General features: G+C 68.9%; 29 protein-coding genes. 15 read left to right on the forward strand and 14 right to left on the reverse strand.

Annotation, left to right across the window (positions count from 1 at the left end):
• Positions 1 to 52 precede the first annotated feature (52 nt).
• Positions 53 to 1,774: an alkaline phosphatase family protein gene (locus AC0L6G_RS00140; protein ID WP_293828358.1), complete on the forward strand. Its 1,722-nt coding sequence runs from the start codon at positions 53 to 55 to the stop codon at positions 1,772 to 1,774.
• A 116-nt stretch (positions 1,775 to 1,890) separates the two neighbouring features.
• Complete coding sequence (gene pyk, locus AC0L6G_RS00145) at positions 1,891 to 3,342, forward strand: pyruvate kinase (protein WP_293828359.1); 1,452 nt, start codon at positions 1,891 to 1,893, stop codon at positions 3,340 to 3,342.
• Positions 3,343 to 3,436: 94 nt separating this feature from the next.
• Here pyk and AC0L6G_RS00150 read toward each other — a convergent pair whose 3' ends face one another.
• The 4 genes from AC0L6G_RS00150 to AC0L6G_RS00165 form a co-directional block, all read right to left on the reverse strand.
• Positions 3,437 to 4,195 (reverse strand): 3-oxoacyl-ACP reductase, encoded by a 759-nt coding sequence (locus tag AC0L6G_RS00150; RefSeq protein ID WP_473252689.1) that lies wholly within the window; start codon positions 4,193 to 4,195, stop codon positions 3,437 to 3,439.
• A 10-nt stretch (positions 4,196 to 4,205) separates the two neighbouring features.
• Positions 4,206 to 5,009 (reverse strand): CAF17-like 4Fe-4S cluster assembly/insertion protein YgfZ, encoded by an 804-nt coding sequence (gene ygfZ / locus AC0L6G_RS00155; protein WP_473253199.1) that lies wholly within the window; start codon positions 5,007 to 5,009, stop codon positions 4,206 to 4,208.
• 114 nt (positions 5,010 to 5,123) lie between these two features.
• A complete protein-coding gene (locus AC0L6G_RS00160; RefSeq protein ID WP_473252690.1) occupies positions 5,124 to 5,669 on the reverse strand; it encodes a hypothetical protein in 546 nt (181 codons plus the stop codon).
• Positions 5,666 to 5,899: a hypothetical protein gene (locus AC0L6G_RS00165; protein WP_473252691.1), complete on the reverse strand. Its 234-nt coding sequence runs from the start codon at positions 5,897 to 5,899 to the stop codon at positions 5,666 to 5,668. The genes AC0L6G_RS00160 and AC0L6G_RS00165 overlap by 4 nt, the downstream gene beginning before the upstream one ends.
• Positions 5,900 to 5,986: 87 nt before the next feature.
• On the opposite strand from AC0L6G_RS00165, the gene AC0L6G_RS00170 reads away from it, so the two are divergent.
• From AC0L6G_RS00170 to AC0L6G_RS00180, 3 genes are all read left to right on the forward strand, one after another.
• A complete protein-coding gene (locus tag AC0L6G_RS00170; protein WP_473252692.1) occupies positions 5,987 to 6,952 on the forward strand; it encodes a glycosyltransferase family 9 protein in 966 nt (321 codons plus the stop codon).
• A 180-nt stretch (positions 6,953 to 7,132) separates the two neighbouring features.
• Complete coding sequence (locus tag AC0L6G_RS00175; protein WP_473252693.1) at positions 7,133 to 8,464, forward strand: dihydroorotase; 1,332 nt, start codon at positions 7,133 to 7,135, stop codon at positions 8,462 to 8,464.
• A 136-nt stretch (positions 8,465 to 8,600) separates the two neighbouring features.
• The gene (locus tag AC0L6G_RS00180) at positions 8,601 to 9,335 is read left to right on the forward strand and encodes a prephenate dehydrogenase/arogenate dehydrogenase family protein (protein ID WP_473252694.1); all 735 of its coding nucleotides are present in this window, start codon (positions 8,601 to 8,603) and stop codon (positions 9,333 to 9,335) included.
• 28 nt (positions 9,336 to 9,363) lie between these two features.
• Here AC0L6G_RS00180 and AC0L6G_RS00185 read toward each other — a convergent pair whose 3' ends face one another.
• The 4 genes from AC0L6G_RS00185 to erpA form a co-directional block, all read right to left on the reverse strand.
• The gene (locus tag AC0L6G_RS00185; RefSeq protein ID WP_473252695.1) at positions 9,364 to 10,299 is read right to left on the reverse strand and encodes an alpha/beta hydrolase; all 936 of its coding nucleotides are present in this window, start codon (positions 10,297 to 10,299) and stop codon (positions 9,364 to 9,366) included.
• A gap of 22 nt (positions 10,300 to 10,321) precedes the next feature.
• Positions 10,322 to 11,005 carry an SdpI family protein gene (locus AC0L6G_RS00190; protein ID WP_293828590.1) on the reverse strand — a complete coding sequence of 228 codons (684 nt, stop codon included), beginning with the start codon at positions 11,003 to 11,005 and terminating at the stop codon, positions 10,322 to 10,324.
• Positions 11,002 to 11,307: a metalloregulator ArsR/SmtB family transcription factor gene (locus AC0L6G_RS00195; RefSeq protein ID WP_291536112.1), complete on the reverse strand. Its 306-nt coding sequence runs from the start codon at positions 11,305 to 11,307 to the stop codon at positions 11,002 to 11,004. Before AC0L6G_RS00195 ends, AC0L6G_RS00190 begins: the two co-directional genes overlap by 4 nt.
• A 291-nt stretch (positions 11,308 to 11,598) precedes the next feature.
• Entirely contained in the window at positions 11,599 to 11,985 is a 387-nt protein-coding gene (gene erpA / locus AC0L6G_RS00200; RefSeq protein WP_293828588.1) for an iron-sulfur cluster insertion protein ErpA, read from the reverse strand.
• 62 nt (positions 11,986 to 12,047) lie between these two features.
• On the opposite strand from erpA, the gene AC0L6G_RS00205 reads away from it, so the two are divergent.
• The 5 genes from AC0L6G_RS00205 to scpB all read left to right on the forward strand — a co-directional run bounded on the left by AC0L6G_RS00205 (position 12,048) and on the right by scpB (position 16,859).
• Complete coding sequence (locus tag AC0L6G_RS00205) at positions 12,048 to 13,238, forward strand: deoxyguanosinetriphosphate triphosphohydrolase (RefSeq protein ID WP_473252696.1); 1,191 nt, start codon at positions 12,048 to 12,050, stop codon at positions 13,236 to 13,238.
• Between the two features lie 76 nt (positions 13,239 to 13,314).
• Positions 13,315 to 14,121, forward strand: a complete 807-nt coding sequence (locus tag AC0L6G_RS00210) for an SPOR domain-containing protein (RefSeq protein ID WP_473252697.1) — start codon at positions 13,315 to 13,317, stop codon at positions 14,119 to 14,121.
• On the forward strand, positions 14,118 to 15,167 hold the full coding sequence (gene nagZ / locus AC0L6G_RS00215) for a beta-N-acetylhexosaminidase (protein WP_293824219.1): 1,050 nt from the start codon (positions 14,118 to 14,120) through the stop codon (positions 15,165 to 15,167). The genes AC0L6G_RS00210 and nagZ overlap by 4 nt, the downstream gene beginning before the upstream one ends.
• Positions 15,168 to 15,215: 48 nt before the next feature.
• The gene (locus AC0L6G_RS00220) at positions 15,216 to 16,037 is read left to right on the forward strand and encodes a segregation and condensation protein A (protein WP_293824221.1); all 822 of its coding nucleotides are present in this window, start codon (positions 15,216 to 15,218) and stop codon (positions 16,035 to 16,037) included.
• 150 nt (positions 16,038 to 16,187) lie between these two features.
• Entirely contained in the window at positions 16,188 to 16,859 is a 672-nt protein-coding gene (gene scpB / locus AC0L6G_RS00225; RefSeq protein ID WP_293824223.1) for an SMC-Scp complex subunit ScpB, read from the forward strand.
• Between the two features lie 71 nt (positions 16,860 to 16,930).
• Here the strand turns inward: scpB and AC0L6G_RS00230 are convergent, their stop codons facing one another.
• Entirely contained in the window at positions 16,931 to 17,170 is a 240-nt protein-coding gene (locus AC0L6G_RS00230; RefSeq protein WP_220675483.1) for a putative hemolysin, read from the reverse strand.
• 43 nt (positions 17,171 to 17,213) lie between these two features.
• Positions 17,214 to 18,185 carry a 4-hydroxy-3-methylbut-2-enyl diphosphate reductase gene (gene ispH / locus AC0L6G_RS00235; protein ID WP_291536104.1) on the reverse strand — a complete coding sequence of 324 codons (972 nt, stop codon included), beginning with the start codon at positions 18,183 to 18,185 and terminating at the stop codon, positions 17,214 to 17,216.
• Between the two features lie 247 nt (positions 18,186 to 18,432).
• Here ispH and AC0L6G_RS00240 point away from each other — a divergent pair, with 247 nt between their 5' ends.
• From AC0L6G_RS00240 to AC0L6G_RS00260, 5 genes are all read left to right on the forward strand, one after another.
• The gene (locus tag AC0L6G_RS00240; protein ID WP_293824226.1) at positions 18,433 to 18,792 is read left to right on the forward strand and encodes an AtpZ/AtpI family protein; all 360 of its coding nucleotides are present in this window, start codon (positions 18,433 to 18,435) and stop codon (positions 18,790 to 18,792) included.
• A gap of 5 nt (positions 18,793 to 18,797) precedes the next feature.
• On the forward strand, positions 18,798 to 19,589 hold the full coding sequence (locus AC0L6G_RS00245) for a F0F1 ATP synthase subunit A (RefSeq protein WP_291536102.1): 792 nt from the start codon (positions 18,798 to 18,800) through the stop codon (positions 19,587 to 19,589).
• Between the two features lie 53 nt (positions 19,590 to 19,642).
• A complete protein-coding gene (locus AC0L6G_RS00250; protein WP_087119802.1) occupies positions 19,643 to 19,867 on the forward strand; it encodes a F0F1 ATP synthase subunit C in 225 nt (74 codons plus the stop codon).
• A 75-nt stretch (positions 19,868 to 19,942) separates the two neighbouring features.
• Positions 19,943 to 20,545: a F0F1 ATP synthase subunit B family protein gene (locus tag AC0L6G_RS00255; RefSeq protein ID WP_291536101.1), complete on the forward strand. Its 603-nt coding sequence runs from the start codon at positions 19,943 to 19,945 to the stop codon at positions 20,543 to 20,545.
• Position 20,546: 1 nt separating this feature from the next.
• Positions 20,547 to 21,065 carry a F0F1 ATP synthase subunit B gene (locus tag AC0L6G_RS00260; RefSeq protein ID WP_473252698.1) on the forward strand — a complete coding sequence of 173 codons (519 nt, stop codon included), beginning with the start codon at positions 20,547 to 20,549 and terminating at the stop codon, positions 21,063 to 21,065.
• A 79-nt stretch (positions 21,066 to 21,144) separates the two neighbouring features.
• On the opposite strand, the gene AC0L6G_RS00265 is transcribed toward AC0L6G_RS00260, so the two are convergent.
• The 4 genes from AC0L6G_RS00265 to gcvPA all read right to left on the reverse strand — a co-directional run bounded on the left by AC0L6G_RS00265 (position 21,145) and on the right by gcvPA (position 25,483).
• Entirely contained in the window at positions 21,145 to 21,612 is a 468-nt protein-coding gene (locus AC0L6G_RS00265; protein WP_473252699.1) for a DUF6789 family protein, read from the reverse strand.
• 135 nt (positions 21,613 to 21,747) lie between these two features.
• Positions 21,748 to 22,152, reverse strand: coding sequence for a hypothetical protein (locus AC0L6G_RS00270; RefSeq protein WP_291536098.1), 405 nt, complete (start codon positions 22,150 to 22,152; stop codon positions 21,748 to 21,750).
• Positions 22,153 to 22,404: 252 nt separating this feature from the next.
• Entirely contained in the window at positions 22,405 to 23,979 is a 1,575-nt protein-coding gene (gcvPB, locus tag AC0L6G_RS00275; RefSeq protein ID WP_473252700.1) for an aminomethyl-transferring glycine dehydrogenase subunit GcvPB, read from the reverse strand.
• A gap of 157 nt (positions 23,980 to 24,136) precedes the next feature.
• Positions 24,137 to 25,483, reverse strand: a complete 1,347-nt coding sequence (gene gcvPA, locus AC0L6G_RS00280) for an aminomethyl-transferring glycine dehydrogenase subunit GcvPA (protein ID WP_473252701.1) — start codon at positions 25,481 to 25,483, stop codon at positions 24,137 to 24,139.
• Positions 25,484 to 25,578: the final 95 nt, after the last annotated feature.

Genomic DNA, 25,578 nt, shown 5'->3' on the forward strand with positions numbered 1-25,578 from the left:
GATGCAATCCGCAGCCGCTAGAGGCCGCTAGCCTGTCGTTGGAGTGTCGTCTATGTCCCTGGCCAAATCCGTGTCGCGTCGCGCCGCCGTGGCGGTGTTGGGCGCCTTGTCGATGGCGGGGGTCGCTCAGGCTCGAGTTCAGGGACCGGTTCCGAACTCGGTTCAGCCGGCGTCGTCGGCCGCGCCCCTGGCGCCGCCCAAGCTGATCGTGACCATCGTGGTCGACCAGTTCAGCGCCAATCTGTTCGATCAGTATCGCGGTCGCTACACCGCCGGCCTGCGTCGCATGGCCGACCAGGGGCTGGTGTCGATCAACGGCTATCAGACCCATGGTCTGACCGAGACCTGCCCCGGCCACTCCACCGTCCTGACCGGGATGCACCCGGTCGAGACCGGCCTTCCGGCGAACGACTGGATCGACGCCAGGACGGGCAAGGAGGTCTATTGCCTGGCCTCCGCGCGCAACCACCTGGCCCACGGCCGCGACGACACGGACAACGGACCGGTCGGAACGGACCAGCTCCAGGCCACGACCCTGGGCGACTGGCTGAAGGCCGTCAGCCCGGACAGCAAGGTGTTCGGCGTTTCGGGCAAGGACCGCGGCGCCATCAATCTGGCGGGCCATCAGGGCCAGGCCTTCTGGTTCACCGACGGCTTCGGACTGACGACCTATGTCGAGCCGGGCCAGACGGCCGAGCGCAAACTGGCGCCCGTCGCCGGCTTCAATCGCGCCTTCAACGCCTGGCTGGCGGCCAATCCGGTGACTTGGGACTATCGGAACGACGAATGCCGCGCCCTGGCCGGGGACTGGATCATCCGCGGTCAGACCTTCCATTCGCAGCTGCCGCCCGCCAAGCTGGCGTTCGACAATACGCCGCTGCTGGACGAACAGACGCTGAAGGCCGCCGAATATCTGCTGGAGACGCAGAAGCTGGGGCAGGGGACGGCGACGGACATGCTGGGCGTCAGCCTGTCTGCGACCGACCGCATCGGCCATGCCTATGGCACCCAGGGACCGGAGATGTGCGAACAGATGCACCGCCTGGACGTGGCGCTTGGCGCTTTTCTGGACCAGTTGGCCCAGGTTCCGGGCGGCGTCCTGGTGGTGCTGACGGCCGACCATGGCGGCTCGGACTTCGTGGAGCGTCTGCACGCCCAAGGCTATCCCCACGCGCGGCGTCTGGATACGGATGCGATCCAGGCGGTCAACACGGCCCTGAAGACGCGGTTCGACCTGGCGGCCGACCCGCTTCAGGCGGGCGGCAGCGGCCTGATGGTCGCCGACGCCGAGCGCAAATCCCTGCCGGACCCGTTGCGGACCCAGGTCGCCGAGGCCGCCGTAGAGATGCTGCGCGGACTGCCCGACGTCGCCTTCGCCGAGACCCGCGACCGCCTGCTGGCCGAACCGATCCCCGACAGCCGCCAGCCGGAGATGATGACGATCCGCGAGCGGATGCGCCTGTCGACCGTGGCCGAGCGTTCGCCCGACATCCAGTTCGCCCTGGCCCAGAACGTCAACGGCGGCGGCCGTGTCGGCGGCACTTTGAGCGGACACGGCACCCCGTTCGAATTCGACCGCCGCGTCCCCATCATCTTCTGGTGGCCCGGCGCGAAGCCCGAGGAGCGCTTCCTGCCGATCCGCACGATCGACATCGCCCCGACCCTGGCGCACGTCATCGGCGTGGCCGCGCCCCCGGTCGAAGGCCGCTGCATCGACCTGAACGGATTTGCGGTGGCGGATTGCCCGGCGACAGCCTTGACACCGGCGCGATAAACTCCTGTTTCGGGAGCCTCAACTCATGTTTCCCGAGGGGAAGGCGGCCTTACGCGAAACGATTTTCATGGGCAGTAAGGGACAAATCGCCTCTGAGCGCCAATAAGGAAACGTTCATGAATCGAGCCCGCCGCGCCCGCATCGTCGCGACCCTGGGCCCCGCAAGCCGCGCGCCCAGCACCGTCAAGGCGCTGGCTCAGGCCGGGGTCGATGTGTTTCGCCTGAACTTCAGTCACGGCTCGCACGAGGATCACGCCGCCGCCTTGAAGGCCGTGCGCGGGGCCGAGATGGCGTTGCAGCGGCCGCTGGGCGTGCTGGCCGACCTGCAGGGGCCCAAGCTGCGGCTCGGTCGGTTCAAGGATGTCGAGATTTCCGTCAAACCGGGCCACACGATGCGCTTCGACCTGGATCCGACGCCGGGCGATGCGTCGCGGGTGCAGATGCCGCACCCGGAAATCTTCAAGGCCCTGCGCAAGGGGATGCTGCTGCTGCTGGACGACGGGCGGGTGCGCCTGCGCGTCGGGGATCGCACCGACGACTGGGCCGATGTGACGGTCGAGAGCGGCTCGAAACTGTCGGACCGCAAGGGTGTCGCGGTGCCCGAGGCGGTGATCCCGGTCTCGGCCCTGACGTCCAAGGACCGCGAGGACCTGGCCTTCGCCCTGCGGATGGGTGTGGACTGGGTGGCGCTGAGCTTCGTGCAGAAGCCCGAGGACATGGCCGAGTTGAAGCGGATCGTGAACGGTCAGGCGGCCTGCCTGGCCAAGATCGAGAAGCCGGCCGCCCTGGCCGACCTGGAAGCCATCCTGGACTATTGCGACGGGGTCATGGTGGCGCGCGGCGACCTGGGCGTGGAGATGGATCCCGAAGAAGTGCCGGTCGCCCAGAAGGAGATCGTCCGCGCGGCCCGCAATCGCGGCGTGCCGGTGATCGTGGCCACCCAGATGCTGGAATCCATGACCAGCGCCCCGGCGCCGACGCGGGCCGAAGCGACCGATGTCGCCAACGCCGTCTACGAGGGCGCCGACGCCCTGATGCTGTCGGCCGAGACAGCGTCGGGCGACTATCCGCTGGAATCCGTCGGCATCATGAGCCGGATCATCGAGCGGGTCGAACGCGATCCGATGTGGCCCAGCCTGATGGGCGCCGAACATGCCGGCATGGACGAACACGATGTGGACGCCCTGGTCGGCGCCGCGGCGATGGCGGCCAACGCCCCCTCGACCGGCTGTCTGGTGGTCTTCACCACCCTGGGCGGCACGGCGCGACGCATGGCCCGCGAACGGCCGTTGAAGCCGATCCTGGTGCTGACGCCCAATCCCAACACCGCGCGCCGTCTGGCCCTGGTCTGGGGACTGGAGCCGCGCCTGGGCGATCAGCCGGATTCGCTGGAGGCCGTCACCGACGATGCGGTCGAGAGCGCGGTCAAATACGGCCTGGCCCAGCCCGGCCAGCGCATCCTGATCCTGGCGGGCACGCCGTTCGGGGCGCCCGGCGCCGCCAATCTGCTGCGCCTTGCCCATGCGCCCGCGGCGACGACCAAGGGCCGCAAAAAGCGGCGGGACTGACAGAGCCATCCCTTGCCCCAGATCGCATCCTGGGGCGGCGGCAAGACGAACCCCGGGCGACATGCGCGTCGCGCGACCGGCCCACGGCGTCATTTCAGTCCCGAACTAGGCCGCCGTCGACCACCAGGTTCTGACCCGTCACCGCACGGCTCCAAGGGCTGGCGAAGAACAGGACGGCGTCGGCGAACTCCTGCGGGGAGGTGACGCTGCGTAGCGGGGTCATGCCGGCGATCAGGTCGAAGACGGCCTCGGGCGTGGCGGCGCTGGCGTCGGTGGTGCGCAAGAGGCCGCCCGAGACCATGTTGACGGTGATCCCGTCCGGGCCCAGGTCGCCGGCGGCGGTGCGGGTCAGGCTGAGCAGGGCGGCCTTGGCGGCGGTGTAGTCGTGATAGGGCACGACCGGATTCTGGAACAGGTTGGTGCCGATGTTGATCACGCGGCCGAACCGGCCGGCGGCCATGCCGGGCGCCGTCGCCTGGATCAGATTCAGGGCGCCGCGCACCACGGTCGAGAACTGGCGGTCCATCTCGTCCCAGCCGATGGCGGCCATCTGGGACCGCGCGTCGCCGTTGAAGCTGTAGTCCAGGGCGTTGTTGACGACAGTGGTCACGGGGGCGTCGAAACGGTCTCGTGCGGCGGCGACCATGGCGTCCACGGCGGCGCGGTCGGTCACGTCGGCCTGAAGGGCGACGGCGCGGTCGCCGATCTCGGCGGCCAGGGCGTTCGCCGCCTCGCCGCTGGCGCGCCAGTTGACGACGACGCGGGCGCCTTCGCGGGCGAAGGCGCGGACGCAGGCGGCGCCCACGCCGCGCGCGCCGCCGGTGACGAGGACGATCTGGTCGGCGAGCTTCATGGCGGAGGTCTCATGCGTCGGAGGAAGGGAGAATGTCCTCGCCCATCCAGGCGGGCTTGCGCAAGCGCACCGGGCGGCTGTCCACCGTCAGGTCGCCGTCGAGCCGGTCGATCCGCAGCAGGGCCATGACCGAACCGTCCCGGCCCGACAGCACCTCGCCCGCGCGCAGTTCGCCCTTCAGCACCTCGGCGCCGAAGGCGGGGGGCGGGCCGTCGAAATCGAGCGGCAGCATCCGGTTCTTGATCGCGCCGCGCCGCTTCATGCGCGAGGTCGTCTCCTGGCCGACGAAACAGCCCTTGTGGAAGTCGATGCCGTTCAACAGGTCGAAGTCGGCCTCGATCGGATAGGTCTTGTCCTGGGGGGCGTCGGCGGCGGGGTCTGGCACGCCGACCGACAGGCGATGGGCGTCATAGTCGGCCTCGGTGGCGTCGGGCGTCGCCTCGCCATAACGCCGGCCGCCCATCAGGGGCGTGCGCGGATCGATCATGAAGCCGTCGGGCGCATCGGGCCAGGCGGCGAAGACGGGGCGGTCGTCGGCCGCGACCTCGACCTTGGCGCGCAGCCTGTACATCGACAGCCGCTGGATCAGGGCGTCGCGGCGGGCGGCCGCGACATCCAGCGCCACGCCGTCCGCCTGGCCCAGGACGAACAGGTCGAACAGCAGCCGGCCGGGCGGGGAGAGCAGGGCGCCGAACCGCAGTTCGTTCCCGCCCAGGGTCTCGACATCCTGGGTCAGCAGATTGTGCAGAAAGGGTCTGGCCTCCGGGCCGGTCACGGCGATCAGGGCGCGGCTGTCGAGGCGGGCGATGGGCATGGGGGCTAGATGGGGGTGGGACGGCTGGAAGAAAGGGACGGGCAGCATTTCCCTCGAGCCGCCTGCCCCCGTCCGTCATCCTAGGCGCAAGGCCCAGGATGAAGAACCTTTGCGTCAAACCACCGCATAGCGCGCCACGACGCCGTCGGGCTGGAAGTCATGTTCGGCCAGCTTGTCCAGGGACCAGACGACGCGGTTCAGGAAGTCCTGCGGATCGCCGGCCTCGACCGCAGGACGCAGCCAGTCGGTGACGACGGCGCGCGCAGGATAGGTTCCGACCGGGCCGGGGATGCTGAGCGCGACCTGTATTCCCTCTGCGATCCAGCCGGCGACGGTGACGAATAGGTCGGTCGAGGCCAGGAAGTCCGAGCGGCGCAGGACATAAAGGGTGATGATCCCGTCCTCGATCCCGTCGGGACGCACGACCACGCCGCTGCGGTCAGGCCGCCAACGCTCGTCCAGTTCGATGACGCGCCACAGGCAGAACCAGACGCGGCAGGCGTTCGGCCGGATTTCGTGAACTGAACAGCCGGCGCCGTCGATGCAATAGGCGCACAGTTCGCCCGTCGGCTTGGCCAGTTCGGGCAGGTCCAGCGGAATGACCCGGCAGCATTCGACGCAGCCGCCGCAGGTCCGGTCGGGCAGGAGGGGCAGGCTCACCCCTGGCGATCTGCGTCGAAGGCTCGCTCCAGCCGGGCGATGCGCCGGTCCATGTCGGCCACGACCGCCTCCAGCCGCGCCTTTTCGGAGACCATGTCCACGGCCGTCCCGTCCTCGTAGGAGATGGTCGCGCCCTTCGATATCAGGTCCAGCCGATACAGGGCCGTGACCCGCTGGGCCTTGAAGCGTTCCAGGGCGGCGGCCGCGGCGGGGTCGGGGAGATGGCTCATGCGCGTCGCTGTAACGCAGGACGTCCGCCTGTGGAAACAGTCGTTTGGCGCTGAACCTGCGATAGAATCCCTGTAGTTCATGAGCCCATGATCGGGCGGTTCCCCATCCTCTACATCGCCGAGGCCGACGCCGAGGACGCGGTCTTGTCGTCAGGCGTGCTGGCGCATCTGGTCGACAGCCTGCCCCAGGCGACCTTCACCATCGTCGGATCGGCCGCCAGCGCGCCCCTGTTCGCCGACACGCCGCGCCTGTCGAAGCTGACCGTGCTGGAGCGCGAGGGCCATTTCGAATGGATCGCCCTGTGGAACCAGGTGCGCGGGACAAAATGGGGCCTGGTCGTGGACATGCGCGGCTCGGACCTGTCGGGCAAGCTGCGGCGCGAGCGGCGGGCGGTGCGCGGCAAGGCGCAGCCCGGCCTGCACGCCGTCGAGGCGGCCGCCGCGGTGCTGAAGCTGGAGCCGGAAGAGACGCCGGCGCCGCGCCTGTTCTTCTCAGAACAGACCCTGGCCGAGGCCAGGGCGCTGTTTCCCGCATCGGGCGGAGAGGGGCCGATCCTGGCGGTCGGACCGGGCGTGGAATGGATGGGCAAGCGCTGGCCCGCCGAACGCTACGCCAAGGTGGCGGCCCAGCTGCTGGCCGACGACGGGCCGCTGGCGGGCGGGCGGCTGATGATCGTGGGCGAGGAGGTGGACCGCGAGGCCGCCCACACCATCCGCTACGCCGTGCCGCGCGCGCGGGTTATCGAACTTCAGGGCAGGCTGACGCGGCTGCAGACGGCGGCGGCCTTGTCGCAGGCGGCGCTCTATGTCGGGGCGGACTCCATCTGGACCCATCTGGCCGTGGCGGCGGGCGTTCCGACGGTGGCGGTCTTCGGCCCTTCGGACGAGACGACGCGCGGGCCTTGGAAGGGCCAGGCCGTTCGCGGGCCGCGCAGCTATCAGGAGTTCAAGACCCTGGACCCCCGCCTGAACCAAGCCATCCAGCACATGATGGACCTGCCGTGGGAACGGGTGCTGAAGGCGGCGATACGGGTGTTGAAGGTGCGGGGTTAGGCCCTCTCTTTTCCGCTCATCCCCGCGAAAGCGGGGACCCAGCGCTTTGGGCGACCCGGCGTCGATATTCATCCCGTCTGCCGATCTCGGACAGGACTTGCGAACGAAAGAACTGGGTCCCCGCTTTCGCGGGGATGACCGGAAGGTTAGAAGCAGCCACCCGTCACACAGGACACGCCCATGACCCAGACCTATGACCTGATCGTGCGCGGCGGGGAGGTGGCGAACCATGCCGGACGCGGGCTGGCGGATGTGGGCGTCATCGACGGCAAGATCGCCTTCATCGGCGACCTGGGCCAGGCCTCGGCGGGGGAGACTTTCGACGCGACCGGCCTGACGGTCCTGCCGGGCGTCATCGACACCCAGGTCCATTTCCGCGAGCCGGGGCTGGAGTGGAAGGAGGACTTGGAGACGGGCAGCCGCGCGGCGGCCCTGGGCGGGGTCGTCGCCGTATTCGAGATGCCGAACACCAACCCCAACACCACCGACCCCGACACTCTGGCCGACAAGCTGGCGCGGGCGAAGGACCGGATGTGGACCGATCACGCCTTCTACATCGGCGGCACGCATGAGAATGCGGACTACCTGGGCGAGCTGGAGCGGCTGCCCGGCTGTTGCGGGGTCAAGGTCTTCATGGGCGCCTCGACCGGCGACCTGCTGATCGCCGACGACGAGGGGGTGAGGAAGGTGCTGTCCAACGTGCGCCGCCGCGCGACCTTTCATTCCGAGGACGAATACCGGCTGGTCGAGCGTCGCGGCCTGGCCCGCACCGGCGACTGGACCAGCCACCCCGAGGTGCGCGACGCCGAGAGCGCCATCCGATCGACCCGCCGTCTGGTCGGTCTGGCCAAGGAGACGGGCGCGCGCATCCACGTCCTGCACGTCACGACCAAGGACGAGATGGAATATCTGCGATTCCACAAGGATGTCGCCACCGTCGAGATCACGCCCCAGCACCTGACGCTCGTGGCGCCGGAAGCCTATGAGCGGCTGGGCGCCTACGCCCAGATGAACCCGCCGATCCGGTCGCAGGAACACGTGGACGCCCTGTGGCTGTGGGGGATGCAGCAGGGCGTGGCCGACGTGCTGGGCTCCGACCATGCGCCGCACACCAAGGAGGAGAAGGCCAAGCCCTATCCGGCCTCGCCTTCGGGGATGCCGGGGGTGCAGACGCTAGTGCCGCTGATGCTGACGCACGTGGCCAATGGGCGACTGTCGCTGGAACGGTTCATCGACCTCACCTCGGCGGGGGCGCAGCGGGTGTTCGGCACGGCGAACAAGGGGCGGATGGCGGTCAGCTATGACGCCGACCTGACCATCGTCGATCTGAAGGCGAAGCGCACGATCACCCACGACCAGCAGGCGACGCGCTGCGGCTGGACCCCGTTCGACGGCGTCGAGGCGACCGGCTGGCCGATGGCGACCGTCGTGCGCGGCCGGGTGGTGATGCAGGACGGCGAACTGATCGGATCGGCTCACGGGCTGCCGGTGCGGTTCATGGAGACGCTGTGAGGCTCTCTCCTCTTTCGTCATCCTCGGGCTTGTCCCGAGGATCCAGACGCCCGGTGGTCGGTGGTGCGCACCGTCTTCGACGGAGTCTCTGGATCCTAGGCACAAGGCCTAGGATGACGGGAGTGGGGGCGTGGGCGTGACCCTATTTGAAAGGCCCCGCCTCGGCCTGATCGGCTTGGGCGCCTTCGGGCGGCTGACGGCGCGGCATCTGTCGCCCTGTTTCGAGATCAAGGCGCATGATCCGGCGGCGACAGACAGGGAGGGCTTCGCGGCCCTGACCGATCTGGCGACCGCCGCCGCCTGTCGCGTCGTGATCCTGGCCGTGCCGGTCGAGGCGCTGGAGGCGACGCTGATCGCGATCCGCCCGCACCTGGCGCCGGACGCCCTGGTGATCGACGTGGGGTCGGTGAAGGTGAAGCCCGCTCGGCTGATGGACGAACTGCTGCCGCCCGGCGTGCGGATTGTCGGAACCCACCCCCTGTTCGGCCCGCAGAGCGGCAAGGACGGGATCGCCGGCCTGCGCATCGCCGTGTGCGAGGTGCGGGGCGGAAAGGACGCCCGCCGCGTCGCCGCCTTCTGCCGCCGGGCCCTGGGGCTGAAGGTCTTTCAGGTCAGCCCCGAGGATCACGACCGCGAGGCCGCCGTCGTCCAGGGCCTGACCCACCTGATCGCCCGCGTGCTGATGGCGATGGAGCCTCTGCCGACGCGCATGACCACCGCCAGCTTCGAGCGGCTGATGCAGGCGATCGACATGGTCCGCTACGACAGCCCGGCGGTGTTCCGCGCCATCGAACGCGACAACCCCTTCGCGGCCGAGGTCAGGGAAAGGTTCTTCGCGCTGGCGGACCAGGCGCGGGGCGCGTTGGACTGATCCTGCCCCGCGCTGCGGGGAGGACCGGTCAGTGCGCCTTGATGAACGTCGCCACATCCTCCGCCACGCCGGGCGCGAGCGGCAGGGCGGGATCGGCGTAGGTGGCCAGGTTGGCGGCGCGGGCGGCGGGGGCGGTCTTCAGGACGTGGTTGACGCCGTCCCAGAGTTTCAGCGTGGCCCTGGGATCGGCGGCGGCCAGGGCTTGGGCGTCCGCGACGCCGACCTGGAGGTCGGTGGTTCCCTGGCCGATGAAGACCGGGCCGTCGTAGGCCGCGATCAGGGCGGCGGGGTCCAGCGGCAGCCACGAGATCAAATAGGGCTGGACCGAGGGGCGGAACAGGGCCGCCAGCGCGGGCGGCGTATCGGCGACGGCCCGGCCGGCCTCAAGCTCGGTCAGGATCGAGAAGGCCTGGGTCTTCATCGGCTCGGGAACGGCGGCCATCTGTTCGCGCAGCACCGCGCCCGCCGGGCGACCGGCGCCCGACAGCAGCACCAGGCCGCAGATCTTGTCTGTGTCGGCGTTCGGGCCGCCTTGAACCGCCTTCAGCGCGACAAGGGCGCCTTCGCTATGGCCGATCAGCCAGGCGCAGGGCAGGCCCGCGCGCGAGGCGGTCTCGGCGGCCCAGGCGCGGGCGTCGGCGACATAGGCGTCGAACCGCAGATCGGCCTCGGCCGGACCGGCGGCGGCGCTGGCGGCGATGCCGCGCTTGTCGATACGAAGGGTGGCGATCCCCTGTTGCGCCAGACCTTCGGCCATCAGGCGATAGGTCCCGGCCGCGACGCCCATCGGGCTGTTCCCATCCCGGTCGGTCGGACCCGATCCCGGCAGGATGACCGCCGCGGCCGAGGCGTCCGGCGGCGTCAGCAGGGTTCCATGCAGCGGCGCAGGCTGGGCGGGCAGGGCGATCTCGGTCGAGACGGGACAGGCGGCCAGGACGGCGAGGGCGGCGGCGAGGCTGAGCATGGGCGGTGTCCTTGGAACGGGGTCAGAGGGGCCGGCGGTTCGGATCGGCGCGCCACACGCGCCAGCTTTCGAAGGTCGATAGAGCGGCGGCGACAAGTGCGGCGGCGATCAGGGACAGGGTTCCCGCCGGTTGAGGCGTCCAAGGCGCTGTGAACAGCCCGATCAAGCCCAAAAGGAAGAGCAGTCGTCCCGCCAGTCGATTGGATCGGTCCCAGGCCAGCCGGCTCTTGTAGCTCCAGGGCGTGCGCACCCCGACGAGCCGGTTGGGCGCCACGCGGCCGAGGAAAGCGCCGGTTCCAAGAAGGATCAGCGACAAGCCGGCCATGGACAGTCTCGCTGTCCCTTCGGGTGGCAGATCGCCGAAGGTCTGAGCGGATATGGTCAAGCCCAGGATGGCGACGGTGAAAGCGATCACGCCCTGTCCAATCCGCAGGGTGCGGGCGCGTGGCGATTCGCCAGCGATGGATGCGCGCATCGCGTATAAGCCCATGCCGCCGCCAGAGATCAGACCAATCACCGCCATGCCGCCGAGAAGCACGGCGAACTCTTGGCCGGACGCCCATCCGTCGATTTCGAAGGCGGCGTTCCAATGTATGGGCAGAACCCTTTCGGTCGGACCGTTCACTCCGACGTGCAGGGCGAATCCCGCCTGGACGGCGAAGACGGCGACGGTCAGATAATCCAGCAGCGACAGGCGATCCTTCATCGGCGCGGCGCCTTGGCGGCGTGCGAAAGGGCGGGGGCGGCCTCTCCGGTTCCAACGATGTCCATCAGAAAGGCCATGGCCTCTTCGACGGCGGAAATCTCCAGCCGATAGCGGATGGTCTGGCCCTCGCGCTCGGGGCTGACCAGGCCGGCGTCCTTCAGGGCGTTAAGGTGGCCTGTGATGGTGGGCCAGCTCATGTCGAAGGCGGCGGCGATGTCGCCGGACGCCAGCGGACCCGCGCGCAGCATGGCGACGATGCGGCGGCGGACCGGATGCGACAGGGCCTTGAACAGGGTGTTCATAGGCGTATCCCTAATTAGGGAATTGACTAAATGCAAGCGGTGGGTCGGTGGATTGGTTCAATCGACATTCATGACAGGTGTCTCGGCGCGTCATTCCGGGGCTGAGCGGAGCGAAGAACCCGGAACCCAGGGCCACAGTCGCGCTGTTCAACGCCTCCAAGGCCTGACGCCCGCCTCCTGGGTTCCGGGATCGTCTTTCGGACGCCCCGGAATGACGTTCAACCTAGTGTACCCGGCCGTCACCCTCGGCCTTGCGCCGAGGACGACGAGGAGGGGAAGGCCCTCTGCCTGTCAGATCGAGAAGCTGACGCCGCAGCCGCAGCTGGAGGCGGCGTTCGGGTTGCGGACCACGAACTGGGCGCCGGCCAGTTCGTCGACGAAGGCGATCTCGGCGTTCTTCAGGAAGGGAATGGAGACGGGGTCGACCAGGGCCGCCTGGCCGTCGCGTTCGATGCGCAGGTCGTCGTCCTCGGCCGTTTCCACCAGTTCGAACCGGTACTGAAAGCCCGAACAGCCGCCGCCGTCGACCGCGACGCGCAGCATCAGCGCCTTGCCCTCGGCCGCGCCCAGTTTCGCCAGGCGTTTGGCGGCGCTGGCGGCCAGGACGATGCCTTCCGGCGCGCGTTGGGCGACGGTGAAGGCGGGTGTGGACGGTTCTGTGGATTGGACGGTGCTCACGCCTGCCTATATGAGGCGCGGGCGGGCGTTCGCAAAGGCCCCGCCTCAGCAAAGTTGATGACTTGAGCCAGATCGAACTCGCAACCTATGCCGAACACGCCGGTCAGACGAAGGGCCGCCGCTTCTTCGAGGCGCCCAGCCGCACCCGCACCGCCTTCGCGCGCGACCGCGACCGGATCATCCATGCGACGGCGTTCCGGCGGCTGAAGGAGAAAACCCAGGTCTTCGTGGCGCACGAGGGCGATCATTACCGCACCCGCCTGACCCATTCGCTGGAGGTGGCCCAGATCGCGCGGTCGCTGGCCCACGCGCTTGGGCTGGACGACGACCTGGCCGAGACCATCGCCCTGGCCCACGACCTGGGCCATCCGCCGTTCGCCCATGCGGGGGAGGACGAACTAGTGGTGCAGATGGCCGGGCACGGCGGCTTCGACCACAATGTCCAGAGCTTCCGCGTCGTGACCGAGCTGGAGAACCGCTATCCGCAGTTCGACGGGCTGAACCTGAACTGGGAGACGGTCGAGGGGGTCGTCAAGCACAACGGGCCGGTGGCGCATCGGCTGGACGAACCGGCCTGGTCGGTGGTGCGGCCCTATCGCGCGGGCGGAGAGGCGGGCTGGGACCTGCGGCTGGACAGTTTCGCCTCGCTGGAGGCCCAGTGCGCCGCCATCGCCGACGACATCGCCTATAACAACCACGACGTGGACGACGGGGTGCAGGCGGGCCTGTTCACCCTGGCGGACCTGGATCAGGTGCCGCTGATCGGGCCGATGCTGGCCGAGGTTCGTCGCGACTGGCCCACGATCGACGACCGCATGCTGCGCATCGAGGCCGTGCGGCGGATGATCGGCGTCATGGTCGAGGACGTGCTGGCCGAGACGGCGCGGCGGCTGGAGGACGACCGGATCGTCACGACCGAGGACGTGCGTCTGGCGAAACGGACCCTGGTCGACTTTTCGCAGGCCATGCACCTGGACCTGGCCGTCTTGAGGAAGTTCCTGTTCGAGCGGATGTATCGCCACTACCGCGTCAACCGCACGCGCAGCCAGGCGCGGCGGGTGCTGTCGCAACTGTTCGAACTGTTCATGGCCGAGCCGGAGGTGATGCCGCCCGAATGGGGCACGCCCGCCATGACCAGCGACCGGACGCAACGGGCGCGCGCCGTCTGCGACTATATCGCCGGCATGACCGACCGCTACGCCATAGAAGTCCACCAGAAATTGTTCAGCCTCGACCTCGCCCTCGATCTGTGATTCGAAAGACGGACGTGGGGGCGTAAAGTGAACGTTCGGCGCCCGATTCGCGCCGGACAGACGGCGGAGCGCGACCATGTCATTCGAAGACGACAACAAGCCGGGTCGGGGCGCCTATACGCCCCCCACCGACGACGACCTGCCGTTCCGTCGCAACAGCTATGATCCGCGCAGCGGCCGCGCCATTGGTTCTGGCTCGGGCGGCTCGGGCGGGGGCAAGGCGCCGCCGGTGACGTTGATCGTCAGCGCGGTGGTCCTGCTCCTGCTGATCGTGGCGGTGATCTTCTTCTATCGCTCGGGCATGCGCGCCTCGACCGACGCGCCGCCGGCCGTGGGCCAGCCCGTGGGCGAGATGAAGACGGCGCCGCCCATCGACGCCCAGCCGATCGACCCGGCCGAAGGGGTGCGCGTCTATCGCGACGAGACCGAGACGCCCGACGCGCCCGTGACCTTCACCCCGCCGCCCGAGACGCCCCAGCCGCGTCCCGCCGCCCCGCCGCCCGTCGCCCCGACCGGCCAGGGCCTGCCGGCCGCCAAGGCCCCGACCCCGGCGACCTCGGCGACCCCGGCCCCCGCGCCGCGTCCGACCCCCGCCGCCCCGCCTCCGGCCCCGACGCCCGCGCCCGCCGCCCCCGCCGCGCGCGGTTCGGCCTCGGTCCAGATCGGCGCCTTCTCCTCGACCGCGATCGCGGACCGGGAATACGCCGCCGTCGCCGGTCGGTTCAGCCAATACGCCTCGGGCGCCGAAAAGCGCGTGACCGAGGTGACGACCTCCAGCGGATCGACCCTGTACCGCACCGCCTTCTCGGGCCTGTCGCGCGAGCGGGCTGCGGCCTTCTGCAACGCGCTGAAGGCGGCGGGCCGGGACTGCATCGTTCGGTGACTTCGGCCGCCATCTACGGCTGCGCCGGACATCGGCTGACGGAGGCCGAACGCGCCTTCTTCGCCCAGACGCGGCCGTGGGGCTTCATCCTGTTCCGGCGCAACATCGACACGCCGCAACAGGTGCGCGCGCTGACCCAGGAACTGCGCGCCGCCGTCGGCGATCCCGAAGCGCCGATCCTGATCGATCAGGAGGGCGGACGGGTCCAGCGTATGGGGCCGCCGCACTGGCCGAAATATCCGCCCGGCGCCGCCTATCTGAAGGCGGCGAACGATCTGGACGGCGCGCGCGAACTGGCGCGGTTGGGCGCGCGTCTGATGGCGCACGATCTGCGCGAGGTCGGGATCACCGTCGATCTGCTGCCGGTGCTGGACGTGCCGGCGCCCGGCGCCCACGACATCATCGGCGACCGCGCCTACGCCGAAGACCCGGCGGTCGTCGGGCTGCTGGGTCGGGCGGCGGCGGAAGGGCTGCTGGCGGGCGGGGTGCTGCCCTGCATCAAACATATGCCGGGACACGGCCGGGCCTTCGCCGACAGCCACAAGGCCCTGCCGACGGTCCACGCGGATTTCGAAACGCTGGACGGCTGGGACTTCGCCCCGTTCAAGGCCCTGTCGGACATGCCGCTGGCCATGACGGCGCACATCGTCTTCACCGCCATCGACGGGAAACGGCCGGCGACCCAGTCGAAGAAGGCGGTCCGCACGATGCGCGAGCATCTGGGCTTTTCGGGCCTGATCCTGACCGACGACCTGTCGATGCAGGCGCTGAGCGGCGATCTGGGTCAGCGGGCGCATCGGTCGCTGAAGGCCGGCTGCGACGTGGTCCTGCACTGCAACGCCGACCTGGCGGAAATGCAGGCGGTGGCCCAGGCGACCGGCCGGCTGAAGGGCAAGGCCAGGGCGCGGGCCGAGGCGGCGCTGGCCCGCGTCGTGCGGGCGCCGGAACCGCTGGACCCCGTCGCGGCGCACGAACGCTTCTTCAAGGCGATGGGCGGTCGAATGGACGTCGCCAAGGGACCGGACGTGGGCGAGGCGCAGGCGTGATCGGCACGTCGTGGCCTCAAGTAGCGCGAAGCGCGGTAGGCCCGGACAATGTCTGAAGCCTTCCAGCCCAATCTGGACTTCGACGCGGTCGATGCGGTCGAGGACCGCGAGGCCTTTGTCGTCGATCTGGACGGCTATGAAGGGCCGCTGCACGTCCTTCTGGCCCTGGCGCGGAACCAGAAGGTCGATCTGCTGAAACTGTCGATCACCCAGCTGGCGGAACAGTATCTGGCCTTCGTGCACGAGGCGCGGCGGCGCAACTTCGCCCTGGCGGCCGATTATCTGGTGATGGCGTCGTGGCTGGCCTATCTGAAGTCGCGCCTGCTGCTGCCGCGCACCGACAAGGGCAAGGCCGAGGAGCCGCCCGCCGAAGAAATGGCCGCCGCCCTGGCCTTTCGCCTGCAGAAGCTGGAGGCGATGCGCAACGCCGCCGAACAGCTGATGGCCCGGCCCCAACTGAAACGCGACGTCTTCACGCGCGGCGACCCCGAGGCGACCGTGATCACGCCCTCCGACCGGATCGAGGCCAGCCTGTACGAACTGATGAGCGCCTATGTGGTGCAGCGGCGGCGCGAGGAGGCCAGGCGCTACGCCCCCGGCCAGCGGGTCGAGGCCTTTCCGCTGGAGGCCGCGCGCGATTGGCTGCGCGAGATCATGCCGAAACTGGCCGAGTGGACCCCGCTGGAGAAGGTCGCGCCCCGCCGCGAGGACGCGGACGGCCCCAGCCAGGCGAGCTTTACCGCCTCGACCCTGTCAGCCAGTCTGGAACTGGTGAAGGAGGGGGCGATGGACATCCGACAGGCGCAGGCGTTCGCGGACCTTTATCTGAAACGCCGCGGACCGGGTCAGCCGCTGGAGCTGACGCCGTGATGGCCGCTCCGTTCAGTCATCCTGAATCCGTCATCCTAGGGCTTGTCCCTAGGATCCAGACTCCCGGTGTCGAGCATGGTTGCGCGCACGCAAATACCGTGAGTCTGGATCCTCGCCACAAGGGCGAGGATGACGGCGAAGGAGAGGGGGATGTCTGACCTCGCCTTCCAGCCCGACGAGGCCGAGATCGAGCGGCGGGTGGAGGCCCTGCTGTTCGCCGCCGCCGGGCCGCTGACGGCCGCCGAGATCGCCGCTCGCCTGCCCGAAAATTGCAATGTCGCGCGCGCCATCGCGGGGCTGCGCGCCCGCTACGAGGGTCGGGGGGTGGAGCTGGAATGCGTCGCCGACCGCTGGCGCTTCCGCACGGCGCCGGACCTGGCCTTCATGATGACGCAGGAGCGCGAGGAGCCTCGCCGCCTGTCCAAGGCCGCGCTGGAGACCCTCGCCATCATCGCCTACCACCAGCCCGTGACCCGCGCCGAGATCGAGAGCGTGCGCGGCGTCAGCATCTCCAAGGGCACGCTGGACCTGCTGTTGGAGATGGGGTTCGTGCGGTTGAGGGGGCGCAGGCGAACGCCGGGACGGCCCGTGACCTATGCGACCACGGATCGGTTCCTGGAGCATTTCGGCCTGGCGACCCTTCATGATCTGCCCGGCGTTCAGGAAATGAAGGCGGCGGGCCTTCTGGACCTTTCGCTTCCCGTCGGGTTCGAGACGCCGGACCCCAGCCGCGCCCTGGAGGCCGACGACGAGGACGGAGGCCTGCCGATCGAAGAGGATGCGCCCGAATTCGCCCAGGATTTCGTGGCCGAGGATCGCTGACGCCGCCTCGCTTTCACGTCGTCTTCATCGGCCTGCAAGCCAAGCCTGTCGCCTGGAGGCGTTGCGCGCCCTCAGGGGCGGGGATGGGCGCTTCTGAACAGGTCCCATTCCTCCACCGTGCGGCCGTCGGGCAGGATGCAGACCCTGAACTGGCCGCCGTCCGCCGCCGTGCGACTCTCGCTTCGCCCGCCGATGTCGATGCAATATTTGGACGCCGGATTGGGCATGCCGATGGGGCGCGGCTCGGGCGTCTCACTGGCGCAGGCGGCGACGGCCAGCAGCGGCAATGCGGCCAGGACAGGCGTTTTCATGGGGAAACCTCGTTCTGTCGACTTCATGATGCGCCTCGCCGCCTCAGGCCGTCAGCAGGCGCGGAAGCTTGAAGGTGACGGTTTCTTGGGCGCCCGCATCCTCGGACACCGTGGCGTCGAACCGGGCCGCGATGGCGTCGACCAGGGCCGCGATCAGGGGCTCGGGCGCCGAGGCCCCGGCGGTGACGCCGACCGTATCCACCCCGTCGAACCAGGCCCAGTCCACCTGGGAAGCGTCGTCGACCAGATAGGCGGCGCGCGCGCCGGCCCGCATCGCCACCTCGACCAGCCGGGCCGAGTTGGACGAATTCTTCGATCCGACCACCAGCACCAGCTGGCACCCTTCGCCCAGCGCCTTGACCGCATCCTGGCGGTTGGTGGTGGCGTAGCAGATGTCTTCCTTGTGCGGATCGGGCAGTTCGGGGAAGCGGCGCTTCAGCACCTTCAATATGCCGGCGGTGTCGTCCACCGAGAGGGTGGTCTGGGTGGCGTAGGCCAGGGGGGCGTCGCCGGGCCTCTGGAATCGTTCCGCGTCCTCCTCGGTCTCGACCAGGGTGATGGCGCCGGGCGGCAGCTGGCCCATGGTGCCGATCACCTCCGGGTGGCCCGCATGGCCGATCAGGACGATGTGGCGACCGGCCGCATGATGACGCTCGGCCTCGACATGGACCTTGGACACCAGCGGGCAGGTGGCGTCCAGGAACAGCAGTTCGCGCGCTCGCGCGCTGGCGGGGACCGACTTGGGCACGCCGTGGGCCGAGAAGACGACCGGCCGGTCGTCCGGGCATTCGTCCAGTTCCTTGACGAAAACCGCGCCCATGGCCTTCAGCCGCTCGACCACATGGCGATTGTGGACGATCTCGTGGCGCACATAGACCGGCGCGCCGTACTTCTCGATGGCGCGCTCCACGATCTGAATGGCCCGGTCCACACCGGCGCAGAAGCCGCGCGGCGTCGCCAGGCGGACCGAGATCGATCGAAGCGGGGCGGCGGGCGGCGGGACGTGGGCGTTCATGGCCGCAACCTAGTGGTTTGCGTCGCCCATCGCCATCGGAAGGCGACGGGCATTGAGCGGGATTCCGCCGCCCGCGACAGCGGCGCATCGTCACGGCTTGACCTTGGCTGAGAAAAAGTCAGCACGGGCAATCACTTAAGCCGCGATCACGACGCCTTGACCTCCTGGCCGCTCACGATTAGTTTCCGCGCCGAATTCAGACCCGTTCGAACGTCGATCGGGGCCGAGCAGTTCAGGCATGTCCCCAATGACGGAATCGCGCGAAGAGGCGATCAAACGCCTCAACGAAAGCGCATCCTCTCTTGAGGCGCGCCATGCTCAGCAGGAGTCGTCTCACCTGGCCGCCCAAAAGGTGACGGGTGAGGCCTACAAGATCATCGCCGACCTGGTCGGCGGGGTGCTGGTGGGCTTGGCGCTGGGCTTTCTCGCGGACCGATTCCTCGGAATCACCCCGTGGGGCATCATCGGCGGGGTCCTTATGGGCTTCGCCCTGTCGATTTACATGGCGCGCCGCACGGCCAACCGGCTGATGGCGCAGGCGAAGGCGGCGGGGGTCGTGGCGAAGTCCGTTCCCTTCGACGACGCCGACGAAGACGAGGACCGATAAGGCCCATGGCCGATCCGATTCATCAGTTCAAGGTCACGCCCCTGGAAGGGCTTGATTTCGGCACGGTCAACCTGCCGATCGTCGGCGAGACCAGCCTGGCCTTCACCAATTCGCACCTGGCCATGACCATCGTCTTCGTGGTGGTCGTGGCCCTGCTGACCCTGGTGACGTCGAACGCCAAGATCGTGCCCGGCCGCGTCCAGGCGGCAGGCGAGCAGATGTTCGACCTGATCGACGGCGTGACCGGCTCGATCATCGGCCACGAGGGCCGCAAATATTTCCCGTTCGTCCTGACCATCTTCCTGCTGGTGCTGGGCATGAACATCCTGGGCCTGTTCCTGACCTTCACGGCCACCTCGCAACTGGCCGTCACCGGAACCTTCGCCCTGATCACCATCCTGCTGGTCATCGGCATCGGCTTCGCCAAACACGGCCTGGGCTTCTTCCTGCTGTTCTGGCCGACCAGCGCGCCGCTGGCGATCCGCCCGGTCGTGGGCCTGATCGAGTTCCTGTCCTTCCTGCTGCGTCCCGTCACCCTGGCGCTGCGTCTGTTCGGCAACATGCTGGGCGGCCACATCGCGCTGAAGATCTTCGCCGGCTTCGTCGTGTCGATGGGCGGCCTGGCCGCCGCCGGGGGGCTGGGCCTTCTGGGCCTGCCGGTCGCGGGCCTGTCGCTGGGCATGGTCGTGGGACTGACCGCCCTGGAGTTCCTGGTCGCCTTCCTCCAGGCCTTCGTTTTCGCCGTTCTGGCCAGCATCTATCTCAACGATGTGGTCAACCTGGGACATGGCCATTAAGGCCGGGTTCCAGTCCGAATAACCAACCAACCAAGACTGAATAGGACTTCATCATGGACGCCGCCTCCTTCAAGTATTTCGGCATCGGCCTGGCCACCCTGGGCATGCTCGGCTCGGCCATCGGCGTGGGCAACATCTTCGGCAATTTCCTGGCGGGCGCCCTGCGCAACCCGTCGGCCGCCGCCAGCCAGGTCGGCAACCTGTTCGTCGGCGCCGCCCTGGTCGAAGCCCTGGGCATCCTGGCCTTCGTTCTGGGCATCCTGGCCTGGCTGGGCTGATCGCCTGAACCTACTACCGGCGGCGGCGCGGGCTGAAGGTCCGCGCCGCCGCGACTGTTTTCACGACGGATGAACATGGCCGCTCACTCTTCAGCCCCGCCGCCGGTCCTTTCGGTGGAAGACGCCGCCTCTGTCGCGGTCCAGACCGGACACGTGCCCGAGAACACGGCCCACGCCGCCGCCGAGCACGAAGCGGGCGGTCTGCCGCAGTTCGAGGCCCAGCACTGGTTCGGGCAGATCGTCTATCTGCTGATCCTGTTCTTCGTCCTGTATCTGCTGGTCGCCAAGATCTTCGCCCCGCGCATGCGCAAGGTGATGGACGAGCGCGCCGACACCATTTCCAACGCCGTGGCCGCCGCGCGTCAGGTCCAGGCCGAGGCCGCCGCCCAGGCCGCCGCCGCCCAGGCCGAGGTGGCCAAGGCCCGCGCCGACGCCCGTGCGACCGCCGCCGCCGCCAAGGCCCGCGTGACCGAAGAGGCCAACGCCCGCCAGGCCGCCGAGGAAGCCGTCGTCAACGCCCGCATCGCCGAGGCCGAGACCGCCATCGGCAAGACGCGCGACGCCGCCATGGCCAATGTGGCGGCCATCGCCGCAGAAGCCGCGACCGCCATGGTCGAACGCCTGACCGGCAAGGCCGCGACCCCCGCCGAGATCGCCGCGGTCAAGGGAGCCGCCTGACATGCCCGCCTTCCTCGAATTCGAACATTTCTACAGCCTGTCGAACCCGGAGCTGTGGGTCGGCGTCGGCCTGCTGATCTTCCTGGGCATTCTGGTCGTCGCGGGCGTGCCCAAGATGGCCGCCGCCGCCCTGGACGCCAAGGCCGCCAAGATCCAGTCCGACCTGGACGAGGCCGCTCGCCTTCGCGCCGAGGCCGAGGCCATGCTGGCCCAGATCCGCAAGGAGAAGGCCGAGGCCGAGGCCCAGGCCGCCGACATGCTGGCCCAGGCCGAGGCCGACGCCCGCCGCCTGGAGACCGAGACCAAGGCCAAGCTGGAAGAGACCTTGGCGCGTCGCCAGACCATGGCCGAGAACCGCATCGCCCAGGCCGAGGCCCAGGCCGCGGCCGAGGTCAAGGCGGCCGCCGCCGACCTGGCCGCCAGGTCCGCCGAACAGATTCTGGCCGCGCGCCTGGCCTCGGGCGCCAAGGACCCGCTGCTGGACGGCGCCATCGGCCAGATCGGGGACCGCCTGAACTGAGCCCTGCCGGGCGTCAAGAACACGAAGGCCCCCGACGGCGACGTCGGGGGCCTTTTTTCTGGCCGATTCGGACGCCGGCTCAGTGGGCGGGCGCGCCGCCGATGACTGAGGCGCCCATCCGCTTCTCGCGTGCCACCAGCCGGGCGTAGACATTGCCCAGAACGATGCCGAACACCGCATGGGTGATCAACAGCCAGGCGAAGGTTCCGAAGCCCGCGCCTGCGGTGAAGGTGCGATAGTTCCCGAACATGACGATGGCCCCCATCATGATGACCCAGGCGCCCACCGCGAAGACGATGCCCTTGGTCTCGGGCGTGTCGGTCGGCAGCCGGGGGCACAGGACCGCGAACAGCGGCCCCAGGACGAAGATCCCGCTGATCAGATGGATCACCCATCCCACCGCCAGATTGCCGGGCATGCCGATCATCGAGGCGATGACGCCCTGGAACGGGTCGAACCAGTTCAGGAACAGATTGGGGATTTCGAGCAACGAGGCGGCCGCCGTCGCCGCAACGCCGGCGACCAGACCCTTTTGTACGCGTGACATCATGACCTTAGCGCCTCCCAACGCTTTGAGTGGTTCTCTGATAACGCGCAGGCAGAATACGCCTGACGGCGGGACGCGTCGTTCACGATGCCGTGGTTAGCGGTTGCAGCAACGCAACCGCGAGATCGCCGATAACTAGCGGAACAGCTTGCGGAAATAGCGCCGCATCTGTTTGCGGCCGCGCGACAGGCGTCGGCTGGAGCGTTTGACCACCACCTTCTCGGCCCGCAACGCCTGTTGCCAGAAGACGGGGGCGAACTCGGGCTTCCTGCGCATCAGGCGTCGGAACGGATAGACCCATTTCGGCCGTGCGTGCTGGGCGCGGATGAATTGGCGCTTGGCCCAGAACGAGCTTTTCAGGATCAGCATGAGGCCGACGGCGATGACGGGGACGCCGCCCGGTCCGGGCAGGGGCGCGATCAGCACGCCCAGCAGCACTACCAGCAGCCCGCCGGTCATCAGCGCCCAGCGCCGCACCGCGCGCAGCATGCGGCTGCGCGGCTTGGACGGCGGAACGAAGGGAACGGGCAGAGCGGTCACGGATGCGCCAGATGGGAAGGGAGGGCGGTCATGACAACGGCCGCCACGACCGCGCGATCCCTCGTCGGGAAAGGAAACGGCGACCGTGACGACCTTGCCACAACCTGTTAACGCGCGGAATCGATGGCGGATCGGTGTCCGGCGAATGAAGCTTTGGTCATGTATGGCCTGGGCCTGTCGCCTGTGGCGCAGCCGCCACGGTCGACCTGGGCGGCCGCCGGTCTCACCGCTTCCGCAGGGTGAAAGCCGAGCTTACGCCGCCTGGTTTGAGCCTTCCGGCGCCGACCAGCGCAGCACCGGCTGGCGGGCGGCGCGGGTTTCGTCCAGGCGGCGCAGCGGGGCGTGGAAGGGGGCGCCCTTGAAACGGTCCACGTCGCCGGCCTTGGCGGCCCCGGCCAGGGCCCGCATCGCCTCGATGAAGCGGTCCAGTTCGGCCTTGGACTCCGTCTCCGTCGGCTCGATCAGCATGGCGCCGTGGACGACCAACGGGAAATACATGGTCATCGGGTGGAAGCCCTCGTCGATCATCGCCTTGGCGAAGTCCAGCGTGGTGATGTCCGTGCCTTTCAGCCATTCGTCGTCGAACAGGGCCTCGTGCATGCAGGGGCCGTCGGGAAAGGCCGGGCTCATCAGGTCCGACAGGCGGGCCTTGATGTAGTTGGCGTTCAGCACCGCATCCTCGGCCACCTGGCGCAGGCCGTCGGCGCCGTGCGACATCATGTAGGACAGGGCGCGCACATACATGCCCATCTGGCCCTGGAAGGCGCACAGGCGGCCGAAGGCTTGCGCCGCCTCGTCTTCCTCGCGCTCGACCAGGCGATAGCCGCCGTCGTCATGCACGACCCAGGGGGCGGGGGCGAAGGGGGCCAGGGCTTGCGACAGCACCACCGGACCCGCGCCCGGCCCGCCGCCGCCATGGGGCGTCGAGAAGGTCTTGTGCAGGTTGATGTGCATCGCGTCGACGCCCAGGTCGCCCGGGCGCACCCGGCCGACGATGGCGTTGAAATTGGCCCCGTCGCAGTAGAAATAGGCGCCCGCCTCGTGCGTCAGGCGGCTGATCTCCAGGATATCGCGCTCGAACAGGCCGCAGGTGTTGGGGTTCGTCACCATGATGGCGGCGACGTCGTCGCCCAGCTTGGCGGCCAGATCGGCGACGTCGACGCGGCCGTCCTCGGTCTGGGCCACTTCGACCACCGAATAGCCGACGAAGGCGGCGGTGGCCGGGTTGGTGCCGTGGGCGGATGTCGGGACCAGAACCTTGCGGCGCTTCTCATGCAGGCCCGAGGCCTCGTGCGCGGCGCGGATGGCCATCAGGCCGCACAGTTCGCCGTGGGCGCCCGCTTTCGGGGAAAGCGCCACGGCGGGCATGCCCGTCAGGGTCTTCAGCCAGTAGGCCAGGGTGTCCATCAGCTCCAGCGCGCCCTGGACCGTCGATTGAGGCTGCAGCGGGTGGATGTCCGAGAAGCCGGGCAGGCGGGCCATCTTCTCGTTCAGACGCGGGTTGTGCTTCATCGTGCACGAGCCCAGCGGATAGATGGCCAGGTCGATGGCGTGGTTCTTCTGGCTCAGCCGCACATAGTGGCGCATGGCCTCGGGCTCCGACAGGCCGGGCAGGCCGATCGGGTCCGTGCGGACCAGGTCGCCCAAGTCGGCGCCGTCCGTCCTGGGCTCCGGCAGATCGACGCCGGTCTTGCCCCAGCCGTCGCCCTCGAAGATCAGCTTCTCGTCTTGCAGCAGGCCGCGGCCGCCGGTCAGGGTCGGGTGCTTGTAGTCGTGATCGACGGCGTTCGGGGCGGTCGGGCGGCCGACGGTGTTCATGGTGCTCATTTCAATTCACCGCTCATCCCCGCGAAAGCGGGGACCCAGGTCTTTGGGCGAAAGATCTCGCCGATGTTCGAAGCCGCGTGTCCCAGACCCGTCGTGCGAAAGGTCTGGGTCCCCGCCTTCGCGGGGATGAGCGGAAGGAGGTCGTGCATGATCATCGTCAGGCCGCCAGCACCTTGGCGAGCACGGTCGCCAGGAACTTGATGTCGTGGTCCAGCGTCGTTTCAGTCGCCGCGACCAGCAGGATGTCGTTCAGGCCGGCGTGGGGGGCGAGACGGCTATAGGGAACGCCTGCAAGGACGTGATGACCGGCCAAGGTGTCCACGACCTGGGCCGCGTTCTTGGGCAGCCTGACCGCGAACTCGTTGAAGAAGCGCGGGGTCAGGATCTCGACGCCGGGGATGGCGGCCAGGGCGTCGCGCGTCGCCACGGCCTTCTCGTGGTTCAGCAGAGCCAGTTTGCGCAGGCCCGTCTCGCCCAGCAGGCTCATGTGGATGGTGAAGGCCAGGGTGCAGAGGCCGGAATTGGTGCAGATGTTGGACGTGGCCTTGTCGCGGCGGATGTGCTGCTCGCGCGTGGACAGGGTCAGGACGAAGCCCCGCTCCCCATCCGCATCGACCGTCTCGCCGGTCAGGCGGCCCGGCATCTGGCGGATCAGCTTCTCGCGCGTGGCGAACAGGCCGACGTAGGGGCCGCCGAAGTTCAGGGCGTTGCCGATCGACTGGCCCTCGGCGGCGACGATGTCGGCGCCCATTTCGCCGGGCGATTTCAAGAGGCCCATCGACACGGCCTCGGTGACGACGACGATCAGCAGGGCGCCGGCGGCGTGGGCGGCCTCGGCGATCTTCGTCACGTCGGTCGCCGTGCCGAAGACGTTGGGCGTCTGGACGACGACGCAGGCGGTGTCGGGACCGATCTGGTCGATGACGGCGGCTTCGGCGTCGACGGCGGCGGGCAGGGCCAGAGTCTCGACGCCGACGGCGTGGACGACGGTCTCGGTCGCCTTGATGTAGTGGGGGTGGACGCCGCCCGAGATCACCGCCTTGTTGCGGCGGGTCACGCGGGTCGCCATCAGCACGCCCTCTGCCATGGCGGTCGAGCCGTCATAGAGCGACGCATTCGCGACCGGCATGCCGGTCAGGTTTGCGACCTGGGTCTGGAACTCGTACAGATACTGCAGCGTGCCTTGCGCGATTTCCGGCTGGTAGGGGGTGTAGCTGGTCAGGAACTCCGACCGCTGGATCACGTGATCCACCGTCGCCGGGACGTGGTGCTTATAGGCCCCCGCGCCGCAGAAGAAGGGCACGGCGCCGGCCGTGGCGTTCTTGGCGGCCATGGCGGACAGGGCGCGCTCCACCTCCAACTCGCCCGCCACGCGCGGCAGGTCCACGGGGCCGGCCAGACGGGCGCTTTCGGGCACGTCCACGAACAGGTCGTCGATGGATTTCGCGCCGATGGCGGCGAGCATCGCCGTGCGGTCGTCGGGCGTCAGGGGGAGGTAACGCATCTTATGTTCCGCTCATTCCCGCGAAAGCGGGGACCTAGTGCTTTGGGCGACCGATATGGCCGGAAGATTTTCCACCCGTCCCAGCACTGTTCTCG

The sequence above is a fragment of the Brevundimonas sp. D3-1P genome (assembly GCF_055809335.1).

Excerpts from the sequence above, each read along its gene's own strand:
- AC0L6G_RS00170 (WP_473252692.1), top strand. The coding sequence starts at position 5,987 with ATGATCGGGCGGTTCCCCATCCTCTACATCGCCGAGGCCGACGCCGAG.
- ispH (WP_291536104.1), bottom strand. The coding sequence starts at position 18,185 with ATGAACGCCCACGTCCCGCCGCCCGCCGCCCCGCTTCGATCGATCTCG.
- AC0L6G_RS00165 (WP_473252691.1), bottom strand. The coding sequence starts at position 5,899 with ATGAGCCATCTCCCCGACCCCGCCGCGGCCGCCGCCCTGGAACGCTTC.
- AC0L6G_RS00140 (WP_293828358.1), top strand. The coding sequence starts at position 53 with ATGTCCCTGGCCAAATCCGTGTCGCGTCGCGCCGCCGTGGCGGTGTTG.
- AC0L6G_RS00230 (WP_220675483.1), bottom strand. The coding sequence starts at position 17,170 with ATGAAAACGCCTGTCCTGGCCGCATTGCCGCTGCTGGCCGTCGCCGCC.
- AC0L6G_RS00220 (WP_293824221.1), top strand. The coding sequence starts at position 15,216 with ATGTCTGAAGCCTTCCAGCCCAATCTGGACTTCGACGCGGTCGATGCG.
- AC0L6G_RS00190 (WP_293828590.1), bottom strand. The coding sequence starts at position 11,005 with ATGAAGGATCGCCTGTCGCTGCTGGATTATCTGACCGTCGCCGTCTTC.
- AC0L6G_RS00260 (WP_473252698.1), top strand. The coding sequence starts at position 20,547 with ATGCCCGCCTTCCTCGAATTCGAACATTTCTACAGCCTGTCGAACCCG.
- AC0L6G_RS00195 (WP_291536112.1), bottom strand. The coding sequence starts at position 11,307 with ATGAACACCCTGTTCAAGGCCCTGTCGCATCCGGTCCGCCGCCGCATC.
- gcvPA (WP_473252701.1), bottom strand. The coding sequence starts at position 25,483 with ATGCGTTACCTCCCCCTGACGCCCGACGACCGCACGGCGATGCTCGCC.
- ygfZ (WP_473253199.1), bottom strand. The coding sequence starts at position 5,009 with ATGCCCATCGCCCGCCTCGACAGCCGCGCCCTGATCGCCGTGACCGGC.
- AC0L6G_RS00240 (WP_293824226.1), top strand. The coding sequence starts at position 18,433 with ATGACGGAATCGCGCGAAGAGGCGATCAAACGCCTCAACGAAAGCGCA.
- AC0L6G_RS00255 (WP_291536101.1), top strand. The coding sequence starts at position 19,943 with ATGGCCGCTCACTCTTCAGCCCCGCCGCCGGTCCTTTCGGTGGAAGAC.
- AC0L6G_RS00265 (WP_473252699.1), bottom strand. The coding sequence starts at position 21,612 with ATGTCACGCGTACAAAAGGGTCTGGTCGCCGGCGTTGCGGCGACGGCG.
- AC0L6G_RS00185 (WP_473252695.1), bottom strand. The coding sequence starts at position 10,299 with ATGCTCAGCCTCGCCGCCGCCCTCGCCGTCCTGGCCGCCTGTCCCGTC.
- AC0L6G_RS00150 (WP_473252689.1), bottom strand. The coding sequence starts at position 4,195 with ATGAAGCTCGCCGACCAGATCGTCCTCGTCACCGGCGGCGCGCGCGGC.
- pyk (WP_293828359.1), top strand. The coding sequence starts at position 1,891 with ATGAATCGAGCCCGCCGCGCCCGCATCGTCGCGACCCTGGGCCCCGCA.
- AC0L6G_RS00175 (WP_473252693.1), top strand. The coding sequence starts at position 7,133 with ATGACCCAGACCTATGACCTGATCGTGCGCGGCGGGGAGGTGGCGAAC.
- AC0L6G_RS00250 (WP_087119802.1), top strand. The coding sequence starts at position 19,643 with ATGGACGCCGCCTCCTTCAAGTATTTCGGCATCGGCCTGGCCACCCTG.
- AC0L6G_RS00210 (WP_473252697.1), top strand. The coding sequence starts at position 13,315 with ATGTCATTCGAAGACGACAACAAGCCGGGTCGGGGCGCCTATACGCCC.
- scpB (WP_293824223.1), top strand. The coding sequence starts at position 16,188 with ATGTCTGACCTCGCCTTCCAGCCCGACGAGGCCGAGATCGAGCGGCGG.
- gcvPB (WP_473252700.1), bottom strand. The coding sequence starts at position 23,979 with ATGAGCACCATGAACACCGTCGGCCGCCCGACCGCCCCGAACGCCGTC.
- AC0L6G_RS00245 (WP_291536102.1), top strand. The coding sequence starts at position 18,798 with ATGGCCGATCCGATTCATCAGTTCAAGGTCACGCCCCTGGAAGGGCTT.